13 protein-coding genes are annotated in these 21415 nt (G+C 67.4%); 4 read left to right on the forward strand and 9 right to left on the reverse strand.

Features of this window, described 5'->3' with window-relative positions:
- Window position 1: 1 nt before the first annotated feature.
- Window positions 2-772: a LytTR family DNA-binding domain-containing protein gene (locus RKE25_RS14640; RefSeq protein ID WP_311838833.1), complete on the reverse strand. Its 771-nt coding sequence runs from the start codon at window positions 770-772 to the stop codon at window positions 2-4.
- Entirely contained in the window at window positions 765-2018 is a 1254-nt protein-coding gene (locus RKE25_RS14645) for a histidine kinase (RefSeq protein ID WP_311838834.1), read from the reverse strand. The genes RKE25_RS14640 and RKE25_RS14645 overlap by 8 nt, the downstream gene beginning before the upstream one ends.
- Before the next feature lie 226 nt (window positions 2019-2244).
- On the opposite strand from RKE25_RS14645, the gene azu reads away from it, so the two are divergent.
- Together azu and RKE25_RS14655 are read left to right on the forward strand one after the other, a co-directional pair.
- On the forward strand, window positions 2245-2694 hold the full coding sequence (gene azu / locus RKE25_RS14650) for an azurin (RefSeq protein ID WP_311838835.1): 450 nt from the start codon (window positions 2245-2247) through the stop codon (window positions 2692-2694).
- 19 nt (window positions 2695-2713) lie between these two features.
- A complete protein-coding gene (locus RKE25_RS14655) occupies window positions 2714-3844 on the forward strand; it encodes a PLP-dependent cysteine synthase family protein (protein ID WP_311838836.1) in 1131 nt (376 codons plus the stop codon).
- Between the two features lie 55 nt (window positions 3845-3899).
- On the opposite strand, the gene hemN is transcribed toward RKE25_RS14655, so the two are convergent.
- Both hemN and RKE25_RS14665 read right to left on the reverse strand, forming a co-directional pair.
- Window positions 3900-5300 (reverse strand): oxygen-independent coproporphyrinogen III oxidase, encoded by a 1401-nt coding sequence (gene hemN, locus RKE25_RS14660; protein ID WP_311838837.1) that lies wholly within the window; start codon window positions 5298-5300, stop codon window positions 3900-3902.
- Between the two features lie 1503 nt (window positions 5301-6803).
- Entirely contained in the window at window positions 6804-7289 is a 486-nt protein-coding gene (locus RKE25_RS14665) for an Lrp/AsnC family transcriptional regulator (RefSeq protein ID WP_311838838.1), read from the reverse strand.
- 166 nt (window positions 7290-7455) lie between these two features.
- Here RKE25_RS14665 and ald point away from each other — a divergent pair, with 166 nt between their 5' ends.
- On the forward strand, window positions 7456-8574 hold the full coding sequence (ald, locus tag RKE25_RS14670) for an alanine dehydrogenase (RefSeq protein WP_311838839.1): 1119 nt from the start codon (window positions 7456-7458) through the stop codon (window positions 8572-8574).
- 289 nt (window positions 8575-8863) lie between these two features.
- Window positions 8864-10180: a hypothetical protein gene (locus tag RKE25_RS14675; protein ID WP_311838840.1), complete on the forward strand. Its 1317-nt coding sequence runs from the start codon at window positions 8864-8866 to the stop codon at window positions 10178-10180.
- Window positions 10181-10300: 120 nt separating this feature from the next.
- Here the strand turns inward: RKE25_RS14675 and RKE25_RS14680 are convergent, their stop codons facing one another.
- The 5 genes from RKE25_RS14680 to RKE25_RS14700 form a co-directional block, all read right to left on the reverse strand.
- Entirely contained in the window at window positions 10301-12739 is a 2439-nt protein-coding gene (locus RKE25_RS14680) for a GH92 family glycosyl hydrolase (protein ID WP_311838841.1), read from the reverse strand.
- A gap of 46 nt (window positions 12740-12785) precedes the next feature.
- Window positions 12786-14198, reverse strand: a complete 1413-nt coding sequence (locus RKE25_RS14685; protein ID WP_311842400.1) for a glycoside hydrolase family 125 protein — start codon at window positions 14196-14198, stop codon at window positions 12786-12788.
- A 26-nt stretch (window positions 14199-14224) separates the two neighbouring features.
- A complete protein-coding gene (locus RKE25_RS14690) occupies window positions 14225-16876 on the reverse strand; it encodes a glycoside hydrolase family 2 protein (RefSeq protein ID WP_311838842.1) in 2652 nt (883 codons plus the stop codon).
- A 152-nt stretch (window positions 16877-17028) separates the two neighbouring features.
- Window positions 17029-18384, reverse strand: a complete 1356-nt coding sequence (locus RKE25_RS14695) for an alpha-L-fucosidase (RefSeq protein WP_311838843.1) — start codon at window positions 18382-18384, stop codon at window positions 17029-17031.
- A gap of 89 nt (window positions 18385-18473) precedes the next feature.
- The gene (locus RKE25_RS14700) at window positions 18474-21374 is read right to left on the reverse strand and encodes a TonB-dependent receptor (protein WP_311838844.1); all 2901 of its coding nucleotides are present in this window, start codon (window positions 21372-21374) and stop codon (window positions 18474-18476) included.
- Window positions 21375-21415 lie beyond the last annotated feature (41 nt).

The following is a 21415-nucleotide window of genomic DNA, read 5'->3' on the forward strand; positions in this document are numbered from 1 at the left end:
GTCACATGTGGCGGAACAGGGTCATGAAGGGCTGGCTCACCAGCAGCGTTTCCGGGCGCTGCTTCAGGCGCAGCGTGCCCTTGCCGGTGTCGTCGCGGATCACCGCGGCCACCGCCTTGAGGTTGACGATGGTCGAGCGGTGGATCTGCTTGAACACCGACGGATCGAGTTCGGCGAGCAATTCGCGGATGGGCTTGCGCAGCAGCGCTTCGCCATCGGTGGTCATCACGGTGGTGTATTTGTTGTCGGCGCGGAAATAGATCACGTCGTCGACCATGATCAGCCGCGTCTCGCGCCCCGCGCTGGCGGTGATCCAGGTCAGCGGCGTGCGCGCCGCGGCGGCGAGGCGCCCGGCATCGAATTCGCGCAACAGTGCGGCCAGCGCCTCGTTCGACGCGGCGCCGTCGGACAGGCGCGACTGGATGCGCCGCACCGTGGCCGCGAGGCGGTCGGGGGCGATCGGCTTGAGCAGGTAATCGACGGCACCGCGCTCGAAGGCATCCACGGCGTACTGGTCGTAGGCGGTGACGAACACTACCTGCGTCGCTGGACTCGCTTCCGCGGCGCCGGCTGCCACCTCCAGGCCGGTGAGGCCGGGCATGCGGATGTCCAGGAAGGCCACCTCGGGGCGATGCGCGGCGATGGCTTCCAGCGCCTCCGCGCCGTCCTCGCACTCGGCAGCGATCTCCAGCGCCGGCCAGGCCTTCTCCAATTGCTCGCGCAGCGACTGGCGCAGCAGCGCTTCGTCTTCGGCGATGACGCACTTAGCCATGGGTGGCCTCCGCGGCCAGCTTCGCCGGCACCGTGATCGTGGCGGCGACGCCGCTGGGGAAGTTGCCGACGATCGACAGCGAGGCCGCGCCGCCGTACACCAGGGCGAGGCGCTCGCGCACATTCTTCAGGCCGATGCCGGTGCCGCTGCCGGCTTCGGAGAAGCCCAGGCCGTCGTCGGCGACGGTGACGGAGACGGCGTCGTCCTTGGTCCGCCCGAGCAGCCAGACGGTGCCGCCGCCGGGCTTGGGCTCCAGGCCGTGCTTGATCGCGTTCTCCACCAGGGTCTGCAGCATCATCGGCGGCAGCGGCGTGGACAGCAGGTCCGGCGCCACGTCGACCTGCAGCTTGAGGCGCTCGCCCATGCGAATGCGCAGGATCTCCAGATAGGCCTTCGAGCGTTCCAGCTCGTCGCCCAGCGTGGACAGCGCTTCGTCCGTGCGCGGCAGCGAATGGCGCAGGTAGGTGATGAGGTGGCCCAGCATCTGGTCCGCGCGCGCCGGGTCGGTGCGCGTGAGGTACTGCGCGCTGGCCAGCGTGTTGTAGAGGAAGTGCGGCTCCACCTGCGCATGCAGCAGGTTCAGCCGCGCGACGGTGAGTTCCTTCTCGGTCGCCGTCTGCCGTGCCTCGGCCTGCTCGCCGCGGCGGCGCTCGGCCACGCGGCGGGTGATGGCGCGGGTGATCGCCTCGGCGTTCTCCAGGTTGGTGCCATCGTCCACGCGGAACCAGTCGCTCCACGCACCGCTGCACGGTTCGCAGATCAGCGTGACACTGCTGCTGCCGTCGCCGGGCGTCACCGTGGCGAGGATCTGGTTGTCGCGATGGGTGAACCAGCCCGGCAACGACCAGCGGCGCGGCTGTTTGTTGCCGTAGGGGTCGAGGCGGCGCACCTTGGCGCGCACCTGCAGGCTGTCCGGCGCGCTCTCGATGGCTTCGGTGCGCGGCAGTTCGCGGATGGCCGCGTCCAGCACGCCGAAGGCCTCGCCGGCATCGAAGGGAATTTCCACCTGGCGGCGCTGGCGGCTGCTGAGCGTGGCGGCATCCACGCGGCCGGCGATGAGCCGTACGCGGCGCACATGCGAGAAGCCGCCGGTGATCACCATGCCCAGCAGGATCCAGGCCGCGAGCACGAACGGCCAGCCCGGTCCGTGATACCCGTTGTTCGAGGCATTCCACACGATGACCGCGAACAGGTAGGCCAGCATCCAGGCCACGGCCAGGCGGATCACGAAGAAGAAACCGGTCATCGGAGCTTTCCCCAAGAGCGTCAGTGGGCGGAGCATAGCCCGCTCCCTGCGCGCTTTCGCCGCAGCAGCGACGAAACCGGCCACAGGCCGACGAAAGCCCGCGATCAGGCGACGAATGGCGCGCCGCCGCGGCGATTCGCCCTTGCCGGCATTGATCCAGATCAAGGCGGCCGGCCCGCCGCGCACCGATGCTCGCGGCGCCTTCGTCCACCGAGGATCACCCAACATGTACCGCAAGCTCGCCGCCCTCGCCCTGCTGGGCCTGGCGGCCTCCCCCGCCTTCGCCGCCGATTGCGCGGCCACCGTCGAAGCCAACGACGCGATGCAGTTCAACCAGAAGAGCATCGAGGTGCCCAAGACCTGCAAGCAGTTCACGGTGACGCTCAAGCACACCGGCAAGCTGCCCAAGGCCGCCATGGGCCACAACTGGGTGCTGGCCGCCACGGCCGACGAAGCCGGCATCAACGCCGACGGCGCCAAGGCGGGCGTGGCCAGCGACTACCTCAAGCCCGGCGATACGCGCGTGCTCGCGCATACCAAGCTGATCGGCGGCGGCGAGAGCGCCACGGCGACGGTGCCGGTGGCCAAGCTGAAAGCTGGCGAGACGTATGCGTTCTTCTGCTCCTTCCCCGGCCACGCGGCGCTCATGAAGGGCACGCTGTCGCTGGCCAAGTGACGGGACGGGAGCGGCGCGCATGAGCATGCCGATGCATCCGCACGCCGCTCCCGAAGTCCTGCCGCGTTTCGGCCGGGGCCGCCGCTGGGTGCACGAGGCGCTGGAACGCCTCGCGCAGGAAGCGGCGCGCTCGGCCGACACGCATCTGCTGAAACTGGCGCTTCCCGGTTTTCCGCAGATTCCGTTCTATTTCAAGGACGAGTCCTCTCATCCCAGCGGCAGCCTGAAGCACCGGCTGGCCCGTTCGCTGTTTCTCTATGCGCTGTGCAACGGCCGCCTGGCGGAAGGCCAGACCGTGGTCGATGCCTCTTCCGGCAGTACCGCGATCGCCGAAGCCTGGTTCGCGCGCCTGCTCGGGCTGCCCTTCGTAGCCGTGATGCCGGCGAGTACCGCGCCGGGAAAGATCCGCGACGTGCAGGCGCTGGGCGGCCACTGCGATCTGGTCGACGATCCCGCACAGGTGCACGCGCGCGCCGCCTGGCATGCGGAACGCGGCGCCTGTCACCTCGACCAGTTCGGCCTGGCCGAACGCGCCACCGATTGGCGTGGCAACAACAACATCGCCGAATCCATCCTCGGCCAGCTGCGGCTGGAGCCCTCACCGGTGCCGTCCTGGATCGTCTGCGGCGCGGGCACCGGCGGCACCTCGGCCACCATCGGTCGCTACCTGCGCTATCGCCGGCTGGATACCTGGCTGTGCGTGGCCGAGCCGGCCGGCGCCGCCTTCGCCGGAGGCTGGCGCGCGCAGGATCGTGCCGCCTGCGCCACGCGGCCGACGCTCATCGAAGGCATCGGCCGTCCACGCGTCGAACCGGGCTTCCTGTTCGACGTGGTCGACCACGTGATCGAAGTGCCCGACACCGCATCGATCGCCGCCACGTTGTTCCTGGAGGAATGTCTCGGGCGCCGCTACGGCGGCTCCTCCGGCACCAACCTGATCGCCTGCATGCAGCTGGCTGCGGCCATGCGCGCCTGCGGCGAGGCAGGCGGCATCGTCACCCTGCTCTGCGATCGCGGCGAGCGCTACGAGCAGACGCTGTTCGATCCCACGTGGCGCGCGGAACATCGCATCGACCCGGAACGCTGGCTCGCAGCCCTGCGCGCCTGCGCGCACGACGGCGAATGGCGGGCGCCGCCGGAACGTCCCTGAGGGCGGGGCGCTGCGGGCAGCCGGCCCGGCGGGAGGACCGCGTTCGTGGGATGGCTCAAATGGTGCGCGAATAACGCGGCGCAGCCTGCGCCTCGCCCAGGTAGGCATCGAAGCACATGGCGATGATGCGCGAGAGCATGCGGCCGCGCGGGGTCACGCGGATCTCGCGCGCATCCATGCTCACCAGGCCATCCGCCTGCATCGGCGCGAGCCGTTCCAGCGCGTCGGCGAAGTACACCTCGAACAGCAGGCGGTGGCGTTCGCCGAAGCCCGCCTTGTCCAACCGGCCGTGACACATCAGCTGGTTGATCGCCTCGCGGCGGATCAGGTCGTCCTCGCTGAGCGCAATGCCGCGCGCCACTGGCAGGCGGCCGCCGTCCAGCGCCGCGTAGTAGCTGACGAGGTCGCGCGCGTTCTGGCTGTAGCTGTCGCCAATGCGGCTGATCGCGCTGACGCCCAGGCCCACGATGTCGCAGCCGCCGTGGGTCGAATAACCCTGAAAATTGCGCTGCAGGCTGCCGGCCTGTTGCGCACGCGCCAGTTCGTCGTCGGCACGGGCGAAGTGGTCCATGCCGATGTAGATGTAGCCGGCGGCCGTCAGCATCTCCAGCGCGGCGCGCAGCAGCGCCAGGCGCGTGGCCGGATCGGGCAGCTCTGCCGCGTCGATCTGGTTCTGCGCCTTGAACAGCGTCGGCAGGTGCGCGTAGCCGTAGACCGCCACGCGGTCGGGATCGAGATCGACGACCTGCTGCAGCGTACGGCGGAAGCCATCGACCGTCTGCCGCGGCAGGCCGTAGATCAGGTCCACGCTGGCCGAACCGAAACCAGCGTCGCGCGCGGCCTCGAGCACTTCGCGCGTCTGCGCCTCGGTCTGGATGCGATTGACCGCCTCCTGCACGACCGGATCGAAGTCCTGGATGCCCACCGAGACGCGGTTGAAGCCGAGCCGCCCTAAGGCGCGCACGTAGCCGGCATCGGCGAAGCGCGGATCCAGTTCGATGCCGTATTCGCGGTCGTCGCTGCGCAGGAAGCTGAAGTGCCGCGCCAGCGAATCCATCAGCTCGCCCATGCGGCGGATGTCGAGGAAATTCGGCGTGCCGCCGCCGAAATGCAACTGCCGCACCGGCCGGTCGCGGTCGAACATCGGTGCGGCCAGCTCGATCTCGCGATAGAGCTGTTCGAGGTAGCGGTCGGCCTTGGCGACGTCGCGCGTGATCACGCGATTGCAGCCGCAGTAGAAGCACGGACTGAAACAGAACGGCACGTGCACGTACAGCGACAGTGCCCGCGGAATGAGCTCGTCATTGGATGCCTCCGCCGCCGCGCGCAATGCCGCTTCATCGAAGCCGTTGTGGAACTGCGGTGCGGTCGGGTAGCTCGTATAGCGCGGGCCGGTGCCGTCGTAGCGGGCGATCAGGTTCGGATCGAATTCGAGGCTGTCGAGAATGGGGCTCATGGTCCGAGAGCTTGGGCACCGGTGCTTCCCGGTGCCTTGACCTGGATCAACCGCGCGCGGTGGGGGCGCTGAGGGGGGCGCGGTCTGGTGACGCAGTGCGCCTTGGGTTGCCGCTTGCCGGTTGCCAGGTCGGCGAATGGTGCGCGATGGGGCATGGTGATTCGCTGGCGACGGTTGGGTGGAGGGCTGCCGATTTTGTGGGGTTGGGTTTTTCGTGTCGCGGGGCGGCGATCTGGCTGCTTTTGCAGCGGGTGGTTCGGACGTCTGCTGGCTTGCGAGGTTGGGGCTTGGTGGTTCGCACTAAGTCACTGTTCCGCGACTTGGCCGCTTATGCAGCGGGCACTTCGAATGCCTGTCGGGATGTGAGGTTGGTGATTTGCACTAAGCCACGGCTCGGTGATCTGGCCGCTTATGCAGCGGGCACTTCGAATACCTGTCGGGATGTGAGGTTGGTGGTTTGCACTAAGCCACGGCTCGGTGATCTGGCCGCTTATGCAGCGGGCACTTCGAATGCCTGTCGGGATGTGAGGTTGGTGATTTGCACTAAGCCACGGCTCGGTGATCTGGCCGCTTATGCAGCGGGCATGTCGGACGCCTGCCGGCGCCCGAGTTACTTTCTCTTTGCTGGCCCAACCCCCTCAAGGGGGGCCTCGAGAGAAAGTAACCAAAGAGAAATGGCCTGAGGTCAAAGGCTCGCGGCGGGGGTTAGGAGAGCACGGTGTGTTTTCTTACTTTGCTGGCCCGCGCGACTCGAAGGGGGACTGAGGTGCGTGGAGGGGACGTCGAGGCGCCGGGGCGGAGAGGACGCGGAGCGTTGCGTGAGCGTGTCTTGTTCTGGCGATAGCACCGCACTTCTCCCTCTCCCCTCCGGGGAGAGGGCGGGGTGAGGAGGCCTACGGAGCGAGGGGATGGTCGTTCCTTGTGCCTACTGTCCGCTGCTCAGAGAGCCCAGCTTCTGCTGCTCCTTCGCACTTCCTCTCGCAGCAAGCGGCGCGTACCCATTTTTTTGCTTCGACTTTAAAAGCCACGTCTGCTCTAGCGACGTTCCCGCAAGCACCCACCCCTCATCCCGCCTTCTCCCCGGAGGGGAGAAGGAGAAGTGCGGTACCACGGCAAGCAGCCAATAACCAAAACAAGAGCGAGCGAAGCGACGCTCCGTCGCGCTCTTGATCTGCCGGGTTCCCTTCGCGGCGGTGAGGGCTGGACGATCAGGCCGCCGCAGGCGGGCGGGGACAGGACGTCCCCGCCTTTTTGATCAGGGCATGGATGCCCTGTCAAAAAGCCCGGCCAGCCCTCAACGCACCCGCAGCAGCGTAGGCTGCGGAGGGCGCCGCGCAGGAGGCCCTTCTTCTTGGTTACTTCTTCTTGGGAAGCAAGAAGAAGTAACTCGCTCTCCGGCAGGAGAGCGAAACCCTCGCCCCGCGAGGGGCGAGACAAGGCTGGCGACGCACCCGCGACAACCGAGCGATATCACCACTGGCCACGCCAACCGGCGCCACCAACTCACACCGGCAACGCCGTCGTCCTCTTCACCGTTCGTAACGCCAACGTCGATTGCACCCTTACCACCCCAGGCAACTGCGTCAGGATGTCCGTATGGATCCGCTCGAAATCCGCGGAATCCGCATACACCACGCGCACCATGTAGTCCGCAGCGCCCGCCAGCAGGCAGCACTCCGTCACCTCCGGGTGGCGCTGGATCGCTGCCTCGAACGCGTCGAGCGCCGCGCGGCCCTGCTGGTCCAGCGTCACCAGCACGAAGGCTGTGCCGGCCAGGCCCGCGGCCTTTTCGTCCAGCAGCATCACGTAGCGTGAGATCAGGCCGCGCTCCTCCAGCAGCTTCACCCGGCGCAGGCAGGCCGAGGGGGAAAGGTTGATCCGGGTGGCCAGCTCCAGGTTGGTCAGGCGGCCGTCTTCCTGGAGGAGTTTCAGGATGGCGCGGTCGCGGTCGTCGAGGCCCGGATCGCGACTTGGATCGTGGCTTGGCATAACTTTCCAGTAATCAGCCGATCAATCGAACAAAGTTCGACATTTTAGCGACAAACCTGCCCAAATGAGCGAGAAATTGCTCAGTCCACCGATCATACTGCTGCGTCCCCGGCGCCCGCGTCGGGACCAGCCGAAAACCTCACTTCTGATAGAGAGATTCCCAGCCATGCGCATCGGTGTACCGAAAGAGATCAAGAACCACGAATACCGCGTCGGCCTCGTTCCGTCGTCGGTGCAGGAACTGGTACACCACGGGCATGAAGTGCTGATCGAGGCGGGCGCCGGCCTCGGCGCCGGGCTGGCGGATGCCGACTACGTCGCCGCGGGCGCGAAGATCGTCGAAGGTCCGGATGCGATCTTTGCCCAGGCCGACATGATCGTGAAGGTGAAGGAGCCGCTGGCCGTCGAGCGCAAGAAGCTGCGCAAGGGCCAGATCCTCTTCACCTACCTGCACCTGGCGCCCGATGCGGAGCAGACACAGGACCTGATCGCTTCCGGCGCGGTCTGCATCGCCTACGAGACGGTGACCTCGCCGAACGGCTCGCTGCCGCTGCTGACCCCGATGTCCGAGGTCGCCGGCCGCCTCGCCCCGCAAGTGGGCGCGCATTCGCTGGAGAAGGCCCAGGGCGGCCGCGGCGTGCTGCTCGGCGGCGTGCCGGGCGTGCCGGCAGCGGAAGTGGTGATCCTGGGCGGCGGCGTGTCCGGCACCCACGCGGCGACGATCGCCGTGGGCATGGGCGCCAAGGTCACCGTGGTCGACCGCTCGGCCGAAGCGCTCAAGCGCCTGGCCACGCAGTTCGGCACCTCCATTTCCACCGTGTTCTCCACCCGCTCGGCGATCGAGGAACTGGTGCGCCGCGCCGATCTGCTGATCGGCACCGTGCTGGTGCCGGGCGCCGCCGCGCCGAAGCTGGTGACGCACGACATGGTGCGCACCATGAAGCCGGGCTCGGTGATCGTCGACGTGGCGATCGACCAGGGCGGCTGCGTGGAGACCTCGCATGCCACCACCCACTCCGACCCGACCTACGTGGTGGACGGCGTGGTGCACTACTGCGTGGCCAACATGCCGGGCGCCGTGGCGCGCACTTCCACCTTCGCGCTGAACAACGTCACCCTGCCCTTCGCCCTGGCGCTGGCCAACAAGGGCTGGCAGAAGGCGCTGGCCGAAGACGTGCACCTGCGCAACGGCCTGAACGTGATCGACGGCAAGGTGGTCTGCGAGCCGGTCGCGCAGGCCCACGGCCTGCCGTACGTGAAGGCGGAAACCGTGCTGGGCCTGTAAGGACGGCGGGAGCGCACCATGCTCCCGAACGGATCGAAAGACGGCGCCGCGAGGCGCCGTCTTTTTTTGCGCCTCACGCACGCCAACGCTCGCCTGGATGAACCGCTGCCATGCGCATGGCGCCGCCGGGGCGACAAACGCGGCCTTTCGACGCACGGCATCGCTGCTCGCGAACGCAAGCGCGGCGACAGCATGAAATCGCCCTGAATCTTCGCCGCCGCGGCGTCAGCGCCGATTCCACCGCGCCGTTCTAAACCCACGCAACGTCGCCGTTGACGAGGAGTCCCTCATGTCCTTTGCACCGACCCGCGTTTCGTTCCGCCAGCAGGCGCGTGTTTCGTTGTCGCGCGGATTGCTGGGATGGGCGCTGCTCGCCGGCGTCGCCCTCGCGCTGCCCCAGCCTGCCACAGCGGGCGTGTTCGTCTCGGTCAACATCGCCCCGCCGCCCCTGCCCGTCTACGTACAGCCGCCGATCCCCGCGCCGGGCTATCTCTGGGTGCCGGGATACTGGGCCTACGACGACGACGGCGGCTATTACTGGGTGCCCGGCACCTGGGTGCTGCCGCCGTTCTCCGGCGCGCTGTGGACACCCGCATGGTGGGGCTGGGACGACGGCGTATACGTCTTCCACTCCGGCTACTGGGGCCCGCACGTGGGCTTTTATGGCGGCATCAACTACGGCTTCGGCTATACCGGCGTGGGCTATGCGGGCGGCTACTGGGACCGCGACCGGTTCTATTACAACCGCAGCGTCAACCACATCACCACCAACATCACCAACGTCTACAACAAGACGGTGATCAACAACGTCACCGTCAACCGCATCAGCTACAACGGCGGCCCCGGCGGCACCGCGGCGCGCGCCACGCCACAGGAACTGCAGGCCGAGCGGATGCAGCGCAGCGGCCCGATTGCTGCGCAACGGCAGCAGATGACGCAGGCCGCGCAGAACCACGACCTGCGCGCGCAGTTCAATCACGGCGCGCCAGCCATTGCGGCGACACCGCGTCCGGGCGCATTCGCCGAGCGCGGCATCACGGCCGCGCACGGTGCGCCCATCGCTCCGCGTGGCCCGGCGGCGGCGCCCAATATCGCATCGCCGCGCGCGCCGGAAGGTGCGGTGCCTTCGGCCTCGTTCGCTCCGCACGGCGGGCGCGGAGCGCCGATACCGCAACCGCGAACGGTGGATGCCGGCGCGCGCCCCATGAACGACGCCGCGCCGCGCGCAGGCGCTCTGCCCTCCGCATCGTTCGGGCCGCACGGTAACCATGGTGCGATGGCGCAGCCGCGCACACTCGAAACGGCACCGCCACGGCCGGAGAACGTCCAGCGCGGTGGCGGCGCCACACACATGAATGAACCTGCGCCGCGCATCAGTGAACACGCGCCACACATGAGCGAGCCGGCTCCGCGCATGTCGTACCCGCAGGGCAATGGCGCCGAACGCGCCGCGCCGCGCGCGATACCGGAGCGCAGCTATGCGCCGGCGCCGGCCTATCATCCGGCCATGCCAGCCAATCGTCCGACGCCGGCGCCGCATGCCGCGCCCGCGCAGCACGCGCCGGGGCAGCGCGGGCATGGCGAAGAGCCGCATGAGGGGCGTTGAGGATTTTGGAGGAGTGGGAAGGGCTCGCGATAAGAGCTGTTGCGCTCCGTAGGGCCCCTCACCCCGGCCCTCTCCCCGGAGGGGAGAGGGCGTTCTCTTTCCAGGCTCTCTAGCGAGCCATCAGGCCTTCATCGGCGCGCCGAACGACGGCGGACGATCGGCCGGCGCAGCGCCAAACTGCTTGTTCGGCGTCTTGCCCATCTGGAACACCAGCGTGCCGCCGGCGGCGAGATCGGCGTGAGTGATCCAGCTCTTGCTCCAGGGCTGGCCATTCCAGGTGACGGACTGGATGTAGGGGCTGTCGGGGCCGTTGTCCTTCGCTTCCACCACCAGTCGCTTGCCGGCGACGTCGATTTCCGCGCGGTCGAGCACCGGGCTGCCGAACACGTAGTACGTGCTCACCGGATCGACCGGATACAGGCCCATCGCGCCGAGCACATACCACGCGCTCATCTGGCCGCAATCCTCATTGCCGGCGAGGCCGTCAGGATCGGCGCGGTACATCTCCGTCAGCAGCATGCGTACGCGCGACTGCGTCTTGTAGTGCGCGCCGGTGTAGGCATACAGGTAAGGCATGTGATGCCCCGGCTCGTTGCCGTGCGCGTACTGGCCGACCAGGCCGGCGATGTCCGGCGGCGCGTCCGCCGGCAGTTCGGAGCTGGTGGTGAACAGTTCGTCCAGCTTGTGCTCGAACGCCGGCTGCCCGCCGAACAGTTCCATGTAGCCGTACAGGTCGTGCTGGTTGAGAAAGGTAGCCTGCCAGGCGTTGGACTCGGTGAAGTCGCGCCACTTCTTGCTGTGGCCGATGCTGCGCGGATCGAACGGCTCGAGCCACTGGCCGTTCTCGCCGCGCGGGCGCATGAACGCCACGCTCTTGTCGAACACGTTGCGATAGTTGCGCGAGCGCTGGCGCAACGCCTCGGCGTCGGCCTTCGCGCCGGCCGCGTCGGCCAGGTGCGACAGCGCCCAGTCGTCGTAGGCGTATTCCAGCGTCTTGCTGACGGCTTCCCACTCCTTGTCGGCGGGGATGTAGCCGAGCTTGCGGTAGTACGTGAGGCCGCGATAGTCGTCCTCCATCGCGCGCTTGCGGAACAGCGGCCAGGCCTGCTTCGCGTCGACGCCGGGGAAGCCTTTCGCCACCGCTTCGGCGACGACCACCGCGGAGTGGTAGCCGATCATGCAGCCGGTCTCCACGCCCTGCAGCGGCCATACCGGCGGGCCGTCCGGGCTTTCCGCGGCCATGCGCAGCAGGCCGTTGACCAGGTCGGGCACGCGCTCGGCCTGGTACAGCGTGTACAGCGGATGCGCCGCGCGATAGGTGTCCCACAGCGAATAGGTGCTGTAGTTGTGCGCGCCTTCCGGCAGCTGATGCACCTTCAGATCCATGCCGCGGTAGCGGCCGTCCACGTCGCTGAACAGCGTGGGCGCGAGCATGGTGTGGTACAGCGCGGAATAGAAGATGCGCTTGGTGTCCTCCGCGGCGGCATCGACACGGATGCGGCCCAGCTCCTTCTCCCACGCGGCGGCGGCGGCATCGCGCGCGCCGTCGAAGTCCCAGCCAGGCACTTCGGCGTCGAGGTTGCGCAGCGCGCCTTCCACGTCCACGCCGGAGATGCCCACCTTCACCAGCAGCGGTGCCTTCGATGGGTTCTTGTAGTGCAGCGTGGCCTTGAGGTTGGTGCCCGCCGCCTCTTTCGCGCCGGCCAGCGGCGCGTCGGCGCTGTACAGCACGGCGCGATCGAACGGGTGCGAAACCTTCAGCGCGAAGTGGATGTAGCGGCCATTCGCCCACTGGTGCACGCGGCGGCTGCCCACCAGAGTGTCCTTGCCGACGAGGCGTAGCGAGGCGTCGCTGACCTTGGTCGGCGTCGCCGGGTCGTCGTGGAAGCCGTGCGCGAAGTCCACCAGCAAGTGGCCTTCGTCCTTGCCATGGAAGGTGTAGCGATGCAGGCCGGCGCGCAGCGTGGCGGTCAGCTCGGCGAGCACGTCGTAATCCTTCAGACGCACGCTGTAGTAACCGGGCCGCGCGTGCTCGTCGGCCGTGTCGTAGCGCGAACGATAGCCGCGCGTAGCTGGTTGGCCCTGCTGCGAGGGCGACGGCGTGTTGGTGGGCGGCACGCCGTCGTAGCGCGAACGGTAATTGGTGCCGCGATACTCGCGATCGCCCGGCTGCAGACGCACGGGGCCGGTGCACGGCATCACCAGCACGTCGAGCATGTCGCTGGCGCCGGTGCCGCTCAGGTGGGTATGCGAGAAGCCCATGATCGAGCCGTCGCCCTGGTGGTAGCCGGACGAGGCATCCCACTGCGCGTCGTAGGTGTCCGGGCTGAGCTGCACCATGCCGAACGGCAGCGACGGACCGGGATAGGTGTGGCCGTGGCCGCCGGTGCCGATGAAGACGTCGACATAGCGCGAGACGCCGGTCACCGCGCCCGCGCCGTCAACGGCGACCTTCGCGCCCGCCGCGCGCGCGTCGGCGATGCTGCCGAACGGATCGAGCCGGTTGCCGAGCAGGGCCGCGGCCACTGCGCCTTGCAGGAATCGCCTGCGTGTCACCATGAGGGAAACTCCAGAGGGGGATGGAGGGGGAACGACACGGTTCGCCTCAGCCGCGCAACAGCGCGGGTCGCTTGTCCGCCAGCTCGACGATCAGCTCGCCGAACAGCGTATTCGCCCAGGCAAACCAGGGACGGGTGAAATGCGCGGGGTCGTCCTGGTCGAACGCCTCGTGCATGAAGCCGGTGCCGGCATGCGTGGTCTTCAGCCAGTGCAGGCACTGGCGGATTTCCGCGTCGTCGCGGCTGGTGAACGCGCGCATCATGATCGACATCGGCCAGATCATGCGCAGCCCTTCGTGCGGGCCGCCGACGCCTTCGGCCGCCTTGCCCTTGAAGAAGTACGGATTGCGCGTACTCCAGGCAAGTTCACGCGTGCGGCGGAAACGCGCATCGTCGAGCGGGCAGCAGCCGAGATAGGCCAGGCTCAGCAGGCCCGGCGCGTTGGCGTCATCCATGAAGAGCTGGTTGCCGTAGCCATCCACTTCATAAGCCCAGAACTCGGCGCCCTGCTCATCGCGCATCACGCCGTACTTCTCGGCAGCGTGCTGCACTTCGTCCGCCAGGGCCTTGCATTCGTCGGCGAACGCGGTGTCGCCGAACAGCGCCTGCGTCATCGGCCCCAGCTCGCGCAACGCATAGACCGCGAAGAGGTTGGCGGGGATGAACAGCGGATACAGGCAGGCATCGTCGGAAGGACGGAACATCGAATGGATCAGCCCCACCGGCTTGGCCGGGCTGCCGTAGCCGCCGAGGAACAGGCTTTCGGTGGGAATGGGCGAGCGCCGCTGGAAGTGGTACGGGCCGTGGCCGTCCTTGCGCTGCTGCTCGCGGAAGGTCTTCACCACCAGCCGCATGGCGGCGCGCCAGTCGTCGTCGAACGGCTCGCGGTCGCCGGTGGCTTTCCAGTACGCCGCGGCGAGCCGGATCGGATAGCACAGCGAATCGATCTCCCACTTGCGCTCGGCCACGCCGGGGCGCATGTCGGTGATGTCCTGCTGGGCCCAGTCCAGGTTGGTCTTGGCCGTGGGGTCGGGCAGGAAGGCGTTCGCATAGGGATCGATCGCGATGCACACCGCCTGGCGGCGGATCAGGCCACGGAACAGCCGGCGCAGATCGGCGTCTTCCTTCGCCAGCGACACGTAGGGCCAGACCTGGGCAGAGGAATCGCGCAGCCACATCGCGTCGATGTCGCCGGTCACCACGAAGGTGTCCGGCTTGCCGCGCAGCGTGCCCAACTCCACTGTGGTGTCGAGCGTGTTGGGAAAGCAATTCTCGAAGATCCAGGCCAGCTCCGGATCGGCGATCTTCGCCTTGGTCCGCGCGATCAGCTGCTCCACCGACTTGCTGACGAACTTGCGTTTGCCCGGCACTGGGCGCTTGCTGGCGAAGGACGACGCAGACTTGGCGAGACTCAGGCCCGGCGCACCAAGGGTGGCGGCGCCGAGCGCGAAGGACATCATCTTGAGGGCATCGCGGCGGGACGTGTTCACGGCTTGGTCTCTCCCTTGGTGGCCCCGGCCAGCGAACGCACGCGCAGCGCACCGCGCAGGGCGTCGATGCCGGCCTGGCTGTCGACACGCAGCTCGCGCGTCTCGCCCGGCAGCAGATCGAAGGCATTGTCTTCCAGCGTGGCATCGAGCGCACCGAAGTTCACCCATACCTCGCGCGCCAGGCGCTTGGCGCTGACCACCAGCACGCCGCCCTGCCCGTTGTCGCGCAGCTCGGCCTTCAGGTCCGGATCGGGCAGCTTCAGGTCGATCGGCGGCTTCACGAACAGCAGATGGCGCGACAGGAGATCGCCCTTGTCGTCGAGCAGGTCGTACACCACGAAGCTGTCGGCGGGATCGGCCTTGCGCAGCAGTTCGGCGTCGGTGGGGCTGGCCACCTTGGCGCTGGCCAGCGGTTCGACCTTGAGCGGCTGCTTGCGCTCGCGCAGCACCTTGCCTTCCATCGTCATCACGCGGCTGCGCAAGGTGGCCTGGAACGGCGCGGTGCGGTCGGATACCACGAACACATCGCTCTTCCCGTCATTGTGGATCGCCACCACGCGCACTGGCGCGTAGAAGCGCCGCGCGTGGAACTGCAGCGCCTTCCAGCGGCCGAAGTAGTCCACGCTGGACCAGGACGCGCCCGGCCACACATCGTTCAACTGCCAGTACAGCGAGCCCATCGCCTGCGGACGCACGCTGCGCAGGTGCTCGGCGGCCAGCTCGATGCCCTCGGCCTGCATCACCTGGCTGAGGTAGACGAACGACTCGAAGTCCTTCGGCTCGCCGTAGTACTTGCGGATGTACAGCAGCAGGCGGTCGTTGCCGTCGCCGTTGGCGAACTTCTGGTGCGCGCGCATCACCGGCGAGTTCGGCTCCATGTCGCGGTCCTCGGCGAAGGCGCGCACGGTGGCCATCACCGGGAAGGACTGCAGGCCGTATTCGGACTGGAAGCGCGGCGTTTCGCTCAGGTACTGCTCGATCGGCTTGGAGCCGGACCAGACGCTCCAGGAATGGTAGTCGCCGTCGGTCAGCTGGTTGGCCGGGCCTTCGTAGTCGGTGCTGGGCGAGCTGGCCCAGTACGGCACTTCCGGCGTGTTTTCCTTCACCACGTTGCGCAGGGTGTCGTCGAACAGCGCCTTCATGCCGTTCTCGATGCGCGCGACTTCGTCGGGAGCCAGCGATTGCCGCAGCGCCTTGCGGTCAGGCCACGCTTCCCATCCAGTCTGCACTTCGTTGTTGCCGCACCACAGCACGATGCTGGGATGGTCGCGCAGACGGCGCACCTGTTCCACTGCTTCGACCCGGGTGTTTTCACGGAAGGCTTCGTCGTAGGGCGGGATGGCGCCGCCGAACATGAAGTCCTGCCAGATCATCAGGCCGAGCTTGTCCGCTTCCTCGTAGAAAGCCTCGCTCTGGTAATGGCCGCCGCCCCACATGCGCAGCATGTTCATGTTGGCGTCGCGTGCCGAGCGCAGGATCTGCGCCATGCGCTCATTCGTGACGCGCGTGGGGAAGCTGTCGAACGGGATCAGGTTGGCGCCCTTGGCGAACACCGGCACGCCGTTGACCACGAAGGCGAAGCCGCGGCCCCACTGGTCCTTGTCTCGGCGCAGCTCCACGCTGCGCAGGCCGGTGGCGCGGCTGGCGGTGGCCAGCGTTTCGCCGTCGCGGCTGAGCGTGGCTTCGAAGCGGTACATGTCCTGCGCGCCATAGCCCACGGGCCACCAGCGGCGCGGATGCTCGATGCGGATGGGCAGGCTGAGCGCATTCTCGCCCTTGCGCAGCTCGACCTCCTGGCTGGTCTCCTGGCGGCTGCCGTCCGGCGCCGTCCAGCTCACGGACCACTTCGCCGTGCCGGCCTGATCGGCCTGCACAGCGGCCTCGGCGCGCAGCTCTGCGGCGTCGGCATCGACGTGCGGCTGCGCGACATGGAAATCGCTCATGCGCACGTCGTCCCAGCTTTCCAGCCGCACCGGCTGCCAGATGCCGAGGGTGACGTAGCGCGGACCCCAGTCCCAGCCGTACTGGTAGTTGGCCTTGCGGATGTAGTTGGCGGTCTGCTTGCCCTTGGGCTCGTCGCCGAAGGCGGAATCGAACTCGCCCGGCAACGCATACGGCTGCTTGAGCAGCCACGGCTGCAGGCGCGCGATGGGCGAATGCAGGTGCACTTCCAGCTTGTTCTCGCCGGCGCGCAGCGCGCCCTTCACCGGCACGCGCCAGCGCCGGAACATGTTGTCGGCGGCGAGCAGCTTGCGGCCGTTGAGGGTGACGTCGGCGAACGTGTCCAGGCCGTCGAAGACCAGTTCCACGTGGCCGCGCTTGAGCGTGGCCGGGTCGACCTTGAAGTTCAGGCGATAGTCCCAGTCGGCCAGCCCGATCCACTGCAGGCGGCCTTCGTTGTCGCGATAGAACGGGTCACCGACAACGCCTGCCGCGAGCAGGTCGGTCTGCACGCTGCCCGGCACGGCGGCGGTGCGCCATTCGGCGGCCTCCGGATGCGTCTTGGCTTCGGCGGACTTCGGTGCGATGTGGAATTGCCAGCCCTGTTCCAGGGGTTGCGTACTCAGCTGCGCGGCGGCGGCAGGGCCGGCGAGCGACAGTGACAGGGCCCATGCGGACCATGAAGGGAACGTGGCGCGTCTCTGCATGAAAGGTTCCGATGTAATCGTCAATTTCCAGTGGGGATCCTTCTCCCTGGGGAAGAAGGCGGCGGCAGCCGGATGAGGAACCGGGCGACGCGGCCATCACGCCGCCCGTGCCTTCACCCCGCCCCTCTCCCGGCGGGAGGGGGATCCTGGCGTCAATGCCCGCGCGCGTCGAACACCTGGAATTCGCGGATACGCGCGACTCCGGCGCTGGACAGGATATGCAACCGTACCTTCTGTGCCGTGACGGGTGCAAAGGTATCGATCTTCTTGTGGCCGATCGCCTCGGCCTGGGCCACGGCCTTCCAGGCGTGGCCGTCCCAGATCTCCACCGCGTAGCGGCGCACGGCCTGGCCTTCGTCCAGCCATTCCATCGCCAGCGTGCGGTCGAAGGTGACCGGCTTGCCGAAATCCACTTCCAGGGTGGCGCTGCGCGCATCCGCCGGCGCGGACCAGAAGGTGTCGCGGTTGCCGTCGAGCGCGCGCTCGGCGTTCTCGTCCGTCTTCGCGTGCTTGCGCGCGAGATTGGCGGCGTCGCCGTAGCGCGCCTCCACGGCCTTGCCGAACTCTTCCAGCCGCTTCACGTCGGCCTCGGGCAGCAGGCCGTGGTTGTCCGGTGCGATGCCCAGCATCAGCTGGCCGCCCCGCCCCACGCTGCTTTCCCAGATGTCCATCAGCTCGTCCACGCTCTTGAGCGTGGCCTCGTCGTTCGGGTGCCAGAACCAGTGCAGCTTGTGCAGAGGAGTGTCCACCTCCACCGGGCGCCAGCGCTGGTAGCCGTGGCGGTCGATCACGTTCCAGTTCTCGTAGCGGATGTGCCCGTCTTCCTGGCCGACCCAGCGGGCATCGCCGTACTCGAACAGCGCCATGTCGGCGAACACCATCGCGTTGGGCTGGTAGGTGCGCAGTTCCTCGATGTAGCGCTTGAAGTCGTAGACGTGTCCGGCGCTGCCGGCGCCGTCCAGCCACCATTCGACCAGCATGCCGTAGTGCTGCACCAGCTCGCCCAGCTGGGCCACGTAATAGTTGTCGTAGGCCTTGGAGTCGGCATAGCGGGGCTCGTGGCGGTCCCACGGCGACAGATAGATGCCGAACTCCAGTCCTTCCTTGGCCGCGGCATCGGAAGCCAGGCGCACCAGGTCGCCCTTGCCGCCCATCCACGGACTGCTCTTCACCGAATAGTTGCTCTGCTCGGTGGGCCACAGGGCAAAGCCGTCGTGGTGCTTGGCGACCATCACCATGTACTTCGCGCCAGCCGCGCGGCTGGCGCGCGCCCATTGCACGGGGTCGACCTTGTCCGGATTGAACACCTTGGGGTCGGCCTTGCCGTCGCCCCACTCGCGATCGAGGAAGGTATTGGTGCCGAAGTGCACGATCACGCCGAACTCCAGGTCCTGCCAGTGCGACTGTTGCGGCGAAGGCACCAGCGTCGGCGCGTTCTGCGCAGCGGCGGTGAAGGCCAGGCCCGCGCCGAGCGCCAGGCAGAGGAGACGTTGCGACCACTTCGACATGCTGTTGTTCCTGCGTTTGTTGTCATGAACCGGCCGGGGCAGCCGGACCTGCCGGCGGGACGCGCCGAAGCGCGCCCCGCCGCCTTGCCTCAATCGAGCTTGTATTCCACCTGCAGCGAGATCTCCCGGCCGTTGTAGTTGGCACCCTGCAGCGTCGGGATGAACTCGAAGCCGCCCGCGTAGTACGGGATCTGACCCACCTTGTCGAAGATGTTCGACACGGTCAGGCCCACCCGCAGCTTCTCGTCGAAGCGGTAGCCCACGGTGCTGCTGAAGGTGACCCACGGCTTGGTGTAGTCGTGGTAGACCACGCACGCCGGATCGTCCAGCGACGGCGTGATGCCATTGGCCAGCACCTCGCAACCGCCGTAGCGCGGCGCGCGCACGCCGCCGGCGCGATCGCCGTACAGCGTCACGTCCCACGGACCGTACAGCCAGTTCAGCGTGGCGCGGGTACGCGTGGCCACGCGGTCGTAGCGGGTGTTGAGCAGCGGATCGCTGGCGTACTTGCGCAGCTTGTAGGAGAGGTTGTCGGTCCAGTCCAGCGCGAAGTTGAACGAACCCCAGTCGCGCGTCTTCCAGCGATAGGTGATGCTGGCGTCCACGCCACTCACGTACAGCTTGTTCTGGTTGATCGGACCGGTGTACACGGCCGTGACGTTGCCCTGCGCATCGCGAATCACGTTGGCGACGATCTGCTTGCAATACTCCGAACCCTGCGAGTGCAGCGTGTACGGCGCGCCGCCCACCTGCAGGCCCGTGCGGCAGCCGGCTTCGTCCTGCAGCACAGTGTCTTCGCTGACGTTGTCGATGGCGTTGTCCACGCCCATGTGCCAGTAGTCGGCCGAGATCGCCAGGCCCTCGACCCAGTTGACGTCCCACACGAAGCCGTAGGTCCAGGCGTGGCCCTTCTCAGGCAGAAGGTTGTGGCCGCCCGCGGCATGCAGCGTGTAGTACGTGGTGTGCTGCACGGCGGGACAGACGGAGTCCTTCGCCTGGATACACTGGTAGTAGTCCTTGTAGATGCCGACGGTCGACAGCGAATCCTGCTTGTACAGGTACTGCATGTCCGGCGCGTGGAAGTTGGTGCCGTAGGTGCCGCGCAGCAGCAGGCCGTTCAACGGGCGCCACTCGATCGCCGTGCCCCAGGTGCGGGCGACGTCGGCGCTGCTGGCATCGCGGTACTTGTCCAGGCGGCCGGACAGGCTCCAGGTCAGCGTGTCGGCCAGCGGCACGCGGAACTCGGTGCCCGCGGACAGGCGCGTGCGGGTGCCGCCACCGGCGTTGTAGTCCTGGAAGGGGTCGCCGAAGGTGGTGGTGTTGCCACGCGGATCCGGCGTCAGCTTGTAGCCCTGATGGTTGGCCTCCAGCACGCCGGCGAAACCGACTGGGCCGGCCCAGGTGCTGAACAGGTCGCCGGTGAGATTGAACGAAGCCTGGTCCATCCACGACACCGCGGTGTTCTGGCCGCTGACGCCGAAGCTGCGGTAGTCGGCGGTGGAGATCGGGTTCCAGAAACGCTGCTGGTTGATCGTATAGACCGGGTACTCCTCGCCGCCCACCGTGGTGGTGCCCTGCTGGGGGCCGAAGAAGTAGTCGAACATGCCCTGCTCGTTCAGGCCGGTATAGCTCTCGCGCACGATGTACTTCGCGTGGCCGAGGTTGAGGTCCCAGTTGAAGCGGTTGTCGAACAGCGTGCCGCGCAGGCCGGCGTGGATGTCCCAGTTCTTCTCGTCGTCGTGCGTGTTGCCGTAGCCGCCCATTTCAGCCGGCGTCAGCTGGCGGAAATAGTTGGTGATCACCTGCCCCGTACCCTGGTCGTAGAACGAGCCGGGGATGCCGCCCATCGGGTACAGGAACGGCAGTTCGGTATTGGAGACGCCGTGGGTTTCCCAGTAGCCGACCGAGCCGTAGGCCTGCACGCCGCCGCCGAAATCGTAAGTGCCGGCGATGAAGGCATCACGGTCGTCGCGTCCAGGCGTCAGCACCCAGTTGCCGAACAGCGCGTTCTGCGCGCAGTACGTGCCGCCGTCGGTGATGTTGGTGGGGTCGACCGTGTTGCCGTTGGTCGCCACGGTCTGCTTGTGATACTGGCTGAAGTTGTTCTTGAAGCCGGCCTGCGAACACGCGCCCGCCGGAGGTGCGATGAAGTTGCCGTTCGCGTCGGCCAGCATCAGACCCGTGTAGCGGGGATAACCGAACATGCGCGCGTTCTGGTCCCAGGCGCCATAGCCGGCGTCCGCGTCCGAATCGGTGTAGCGGCGGTCGCGTCCCCACAGCGGCGTGCGGTGGCTGCGCTGCAGGTTGTACACCACGCTCCAGTTGTCGCCCGAACGGCCGCCGACGAAGTTGATGTCGCCGAAATCGCGGCCGCCGCGGGTGGACGTGCCCAGCTGCACCTTGATGTCGTCACCCTGGTAGTTCTTCTTAAGGATGATGTTCACCACGCCGCCGATGGCATCGGAGCCGTAGATCGCCGAGGCGCCGGTGGCCAGCACCTCGATGCGGTCGATCATGCCGGTGGGGATGTTGTTGTAGTTCTGGAAATTGGTCTTGCCGTTGGCCGGCATCGGATAGTCGGTGACGCGGTGGCCATCGATCAGCAGCAAGCTGCGGTTGGAGCCGAGGTTGCGCAGATTGAGCTGGCGCGCGTTGACCGACGTGCTGCCCCAGCTCGGCGGCGTCTCGGCGATGCCGGCCTGGGTGATCGAGTTCATCACCTCGTAGACAGTGTTGAAGCCCTGCTTCTGGATCTCATCGCCCTTGATGACGTTGACCGGCGCCGGGCCTTCCACCTCGGCGCGCGCGATGCGCGAGCCGGTGACCACGACCTTGTCCAGCGTCTTGGCTTTCTTGTCCGCTTGCGTGGACTGATCCTGGGACTGTGCCTGGCCGGTGCCAGCGTCCTGCGCGTGCAGCGCGAACGTTGGCAGGAGTACCAGCGCGAGCGCGCTGGCCAGCCTGTGACGGCGTAATGCGATATGCGACATGGTTAACTCCTCCCCGTTAATGGACTGCCTTCCCCCGAAGG

The organism is Dyella sp. BiH032 (genome assembly GCF_031954525.1).
Taxonomy (GTDB): domain Bacteria; phylum Pseudomonadota; class Gammaproteobacteria; order Xanthomonadales; family Rhodanobacteraceae; genus Dyella_D.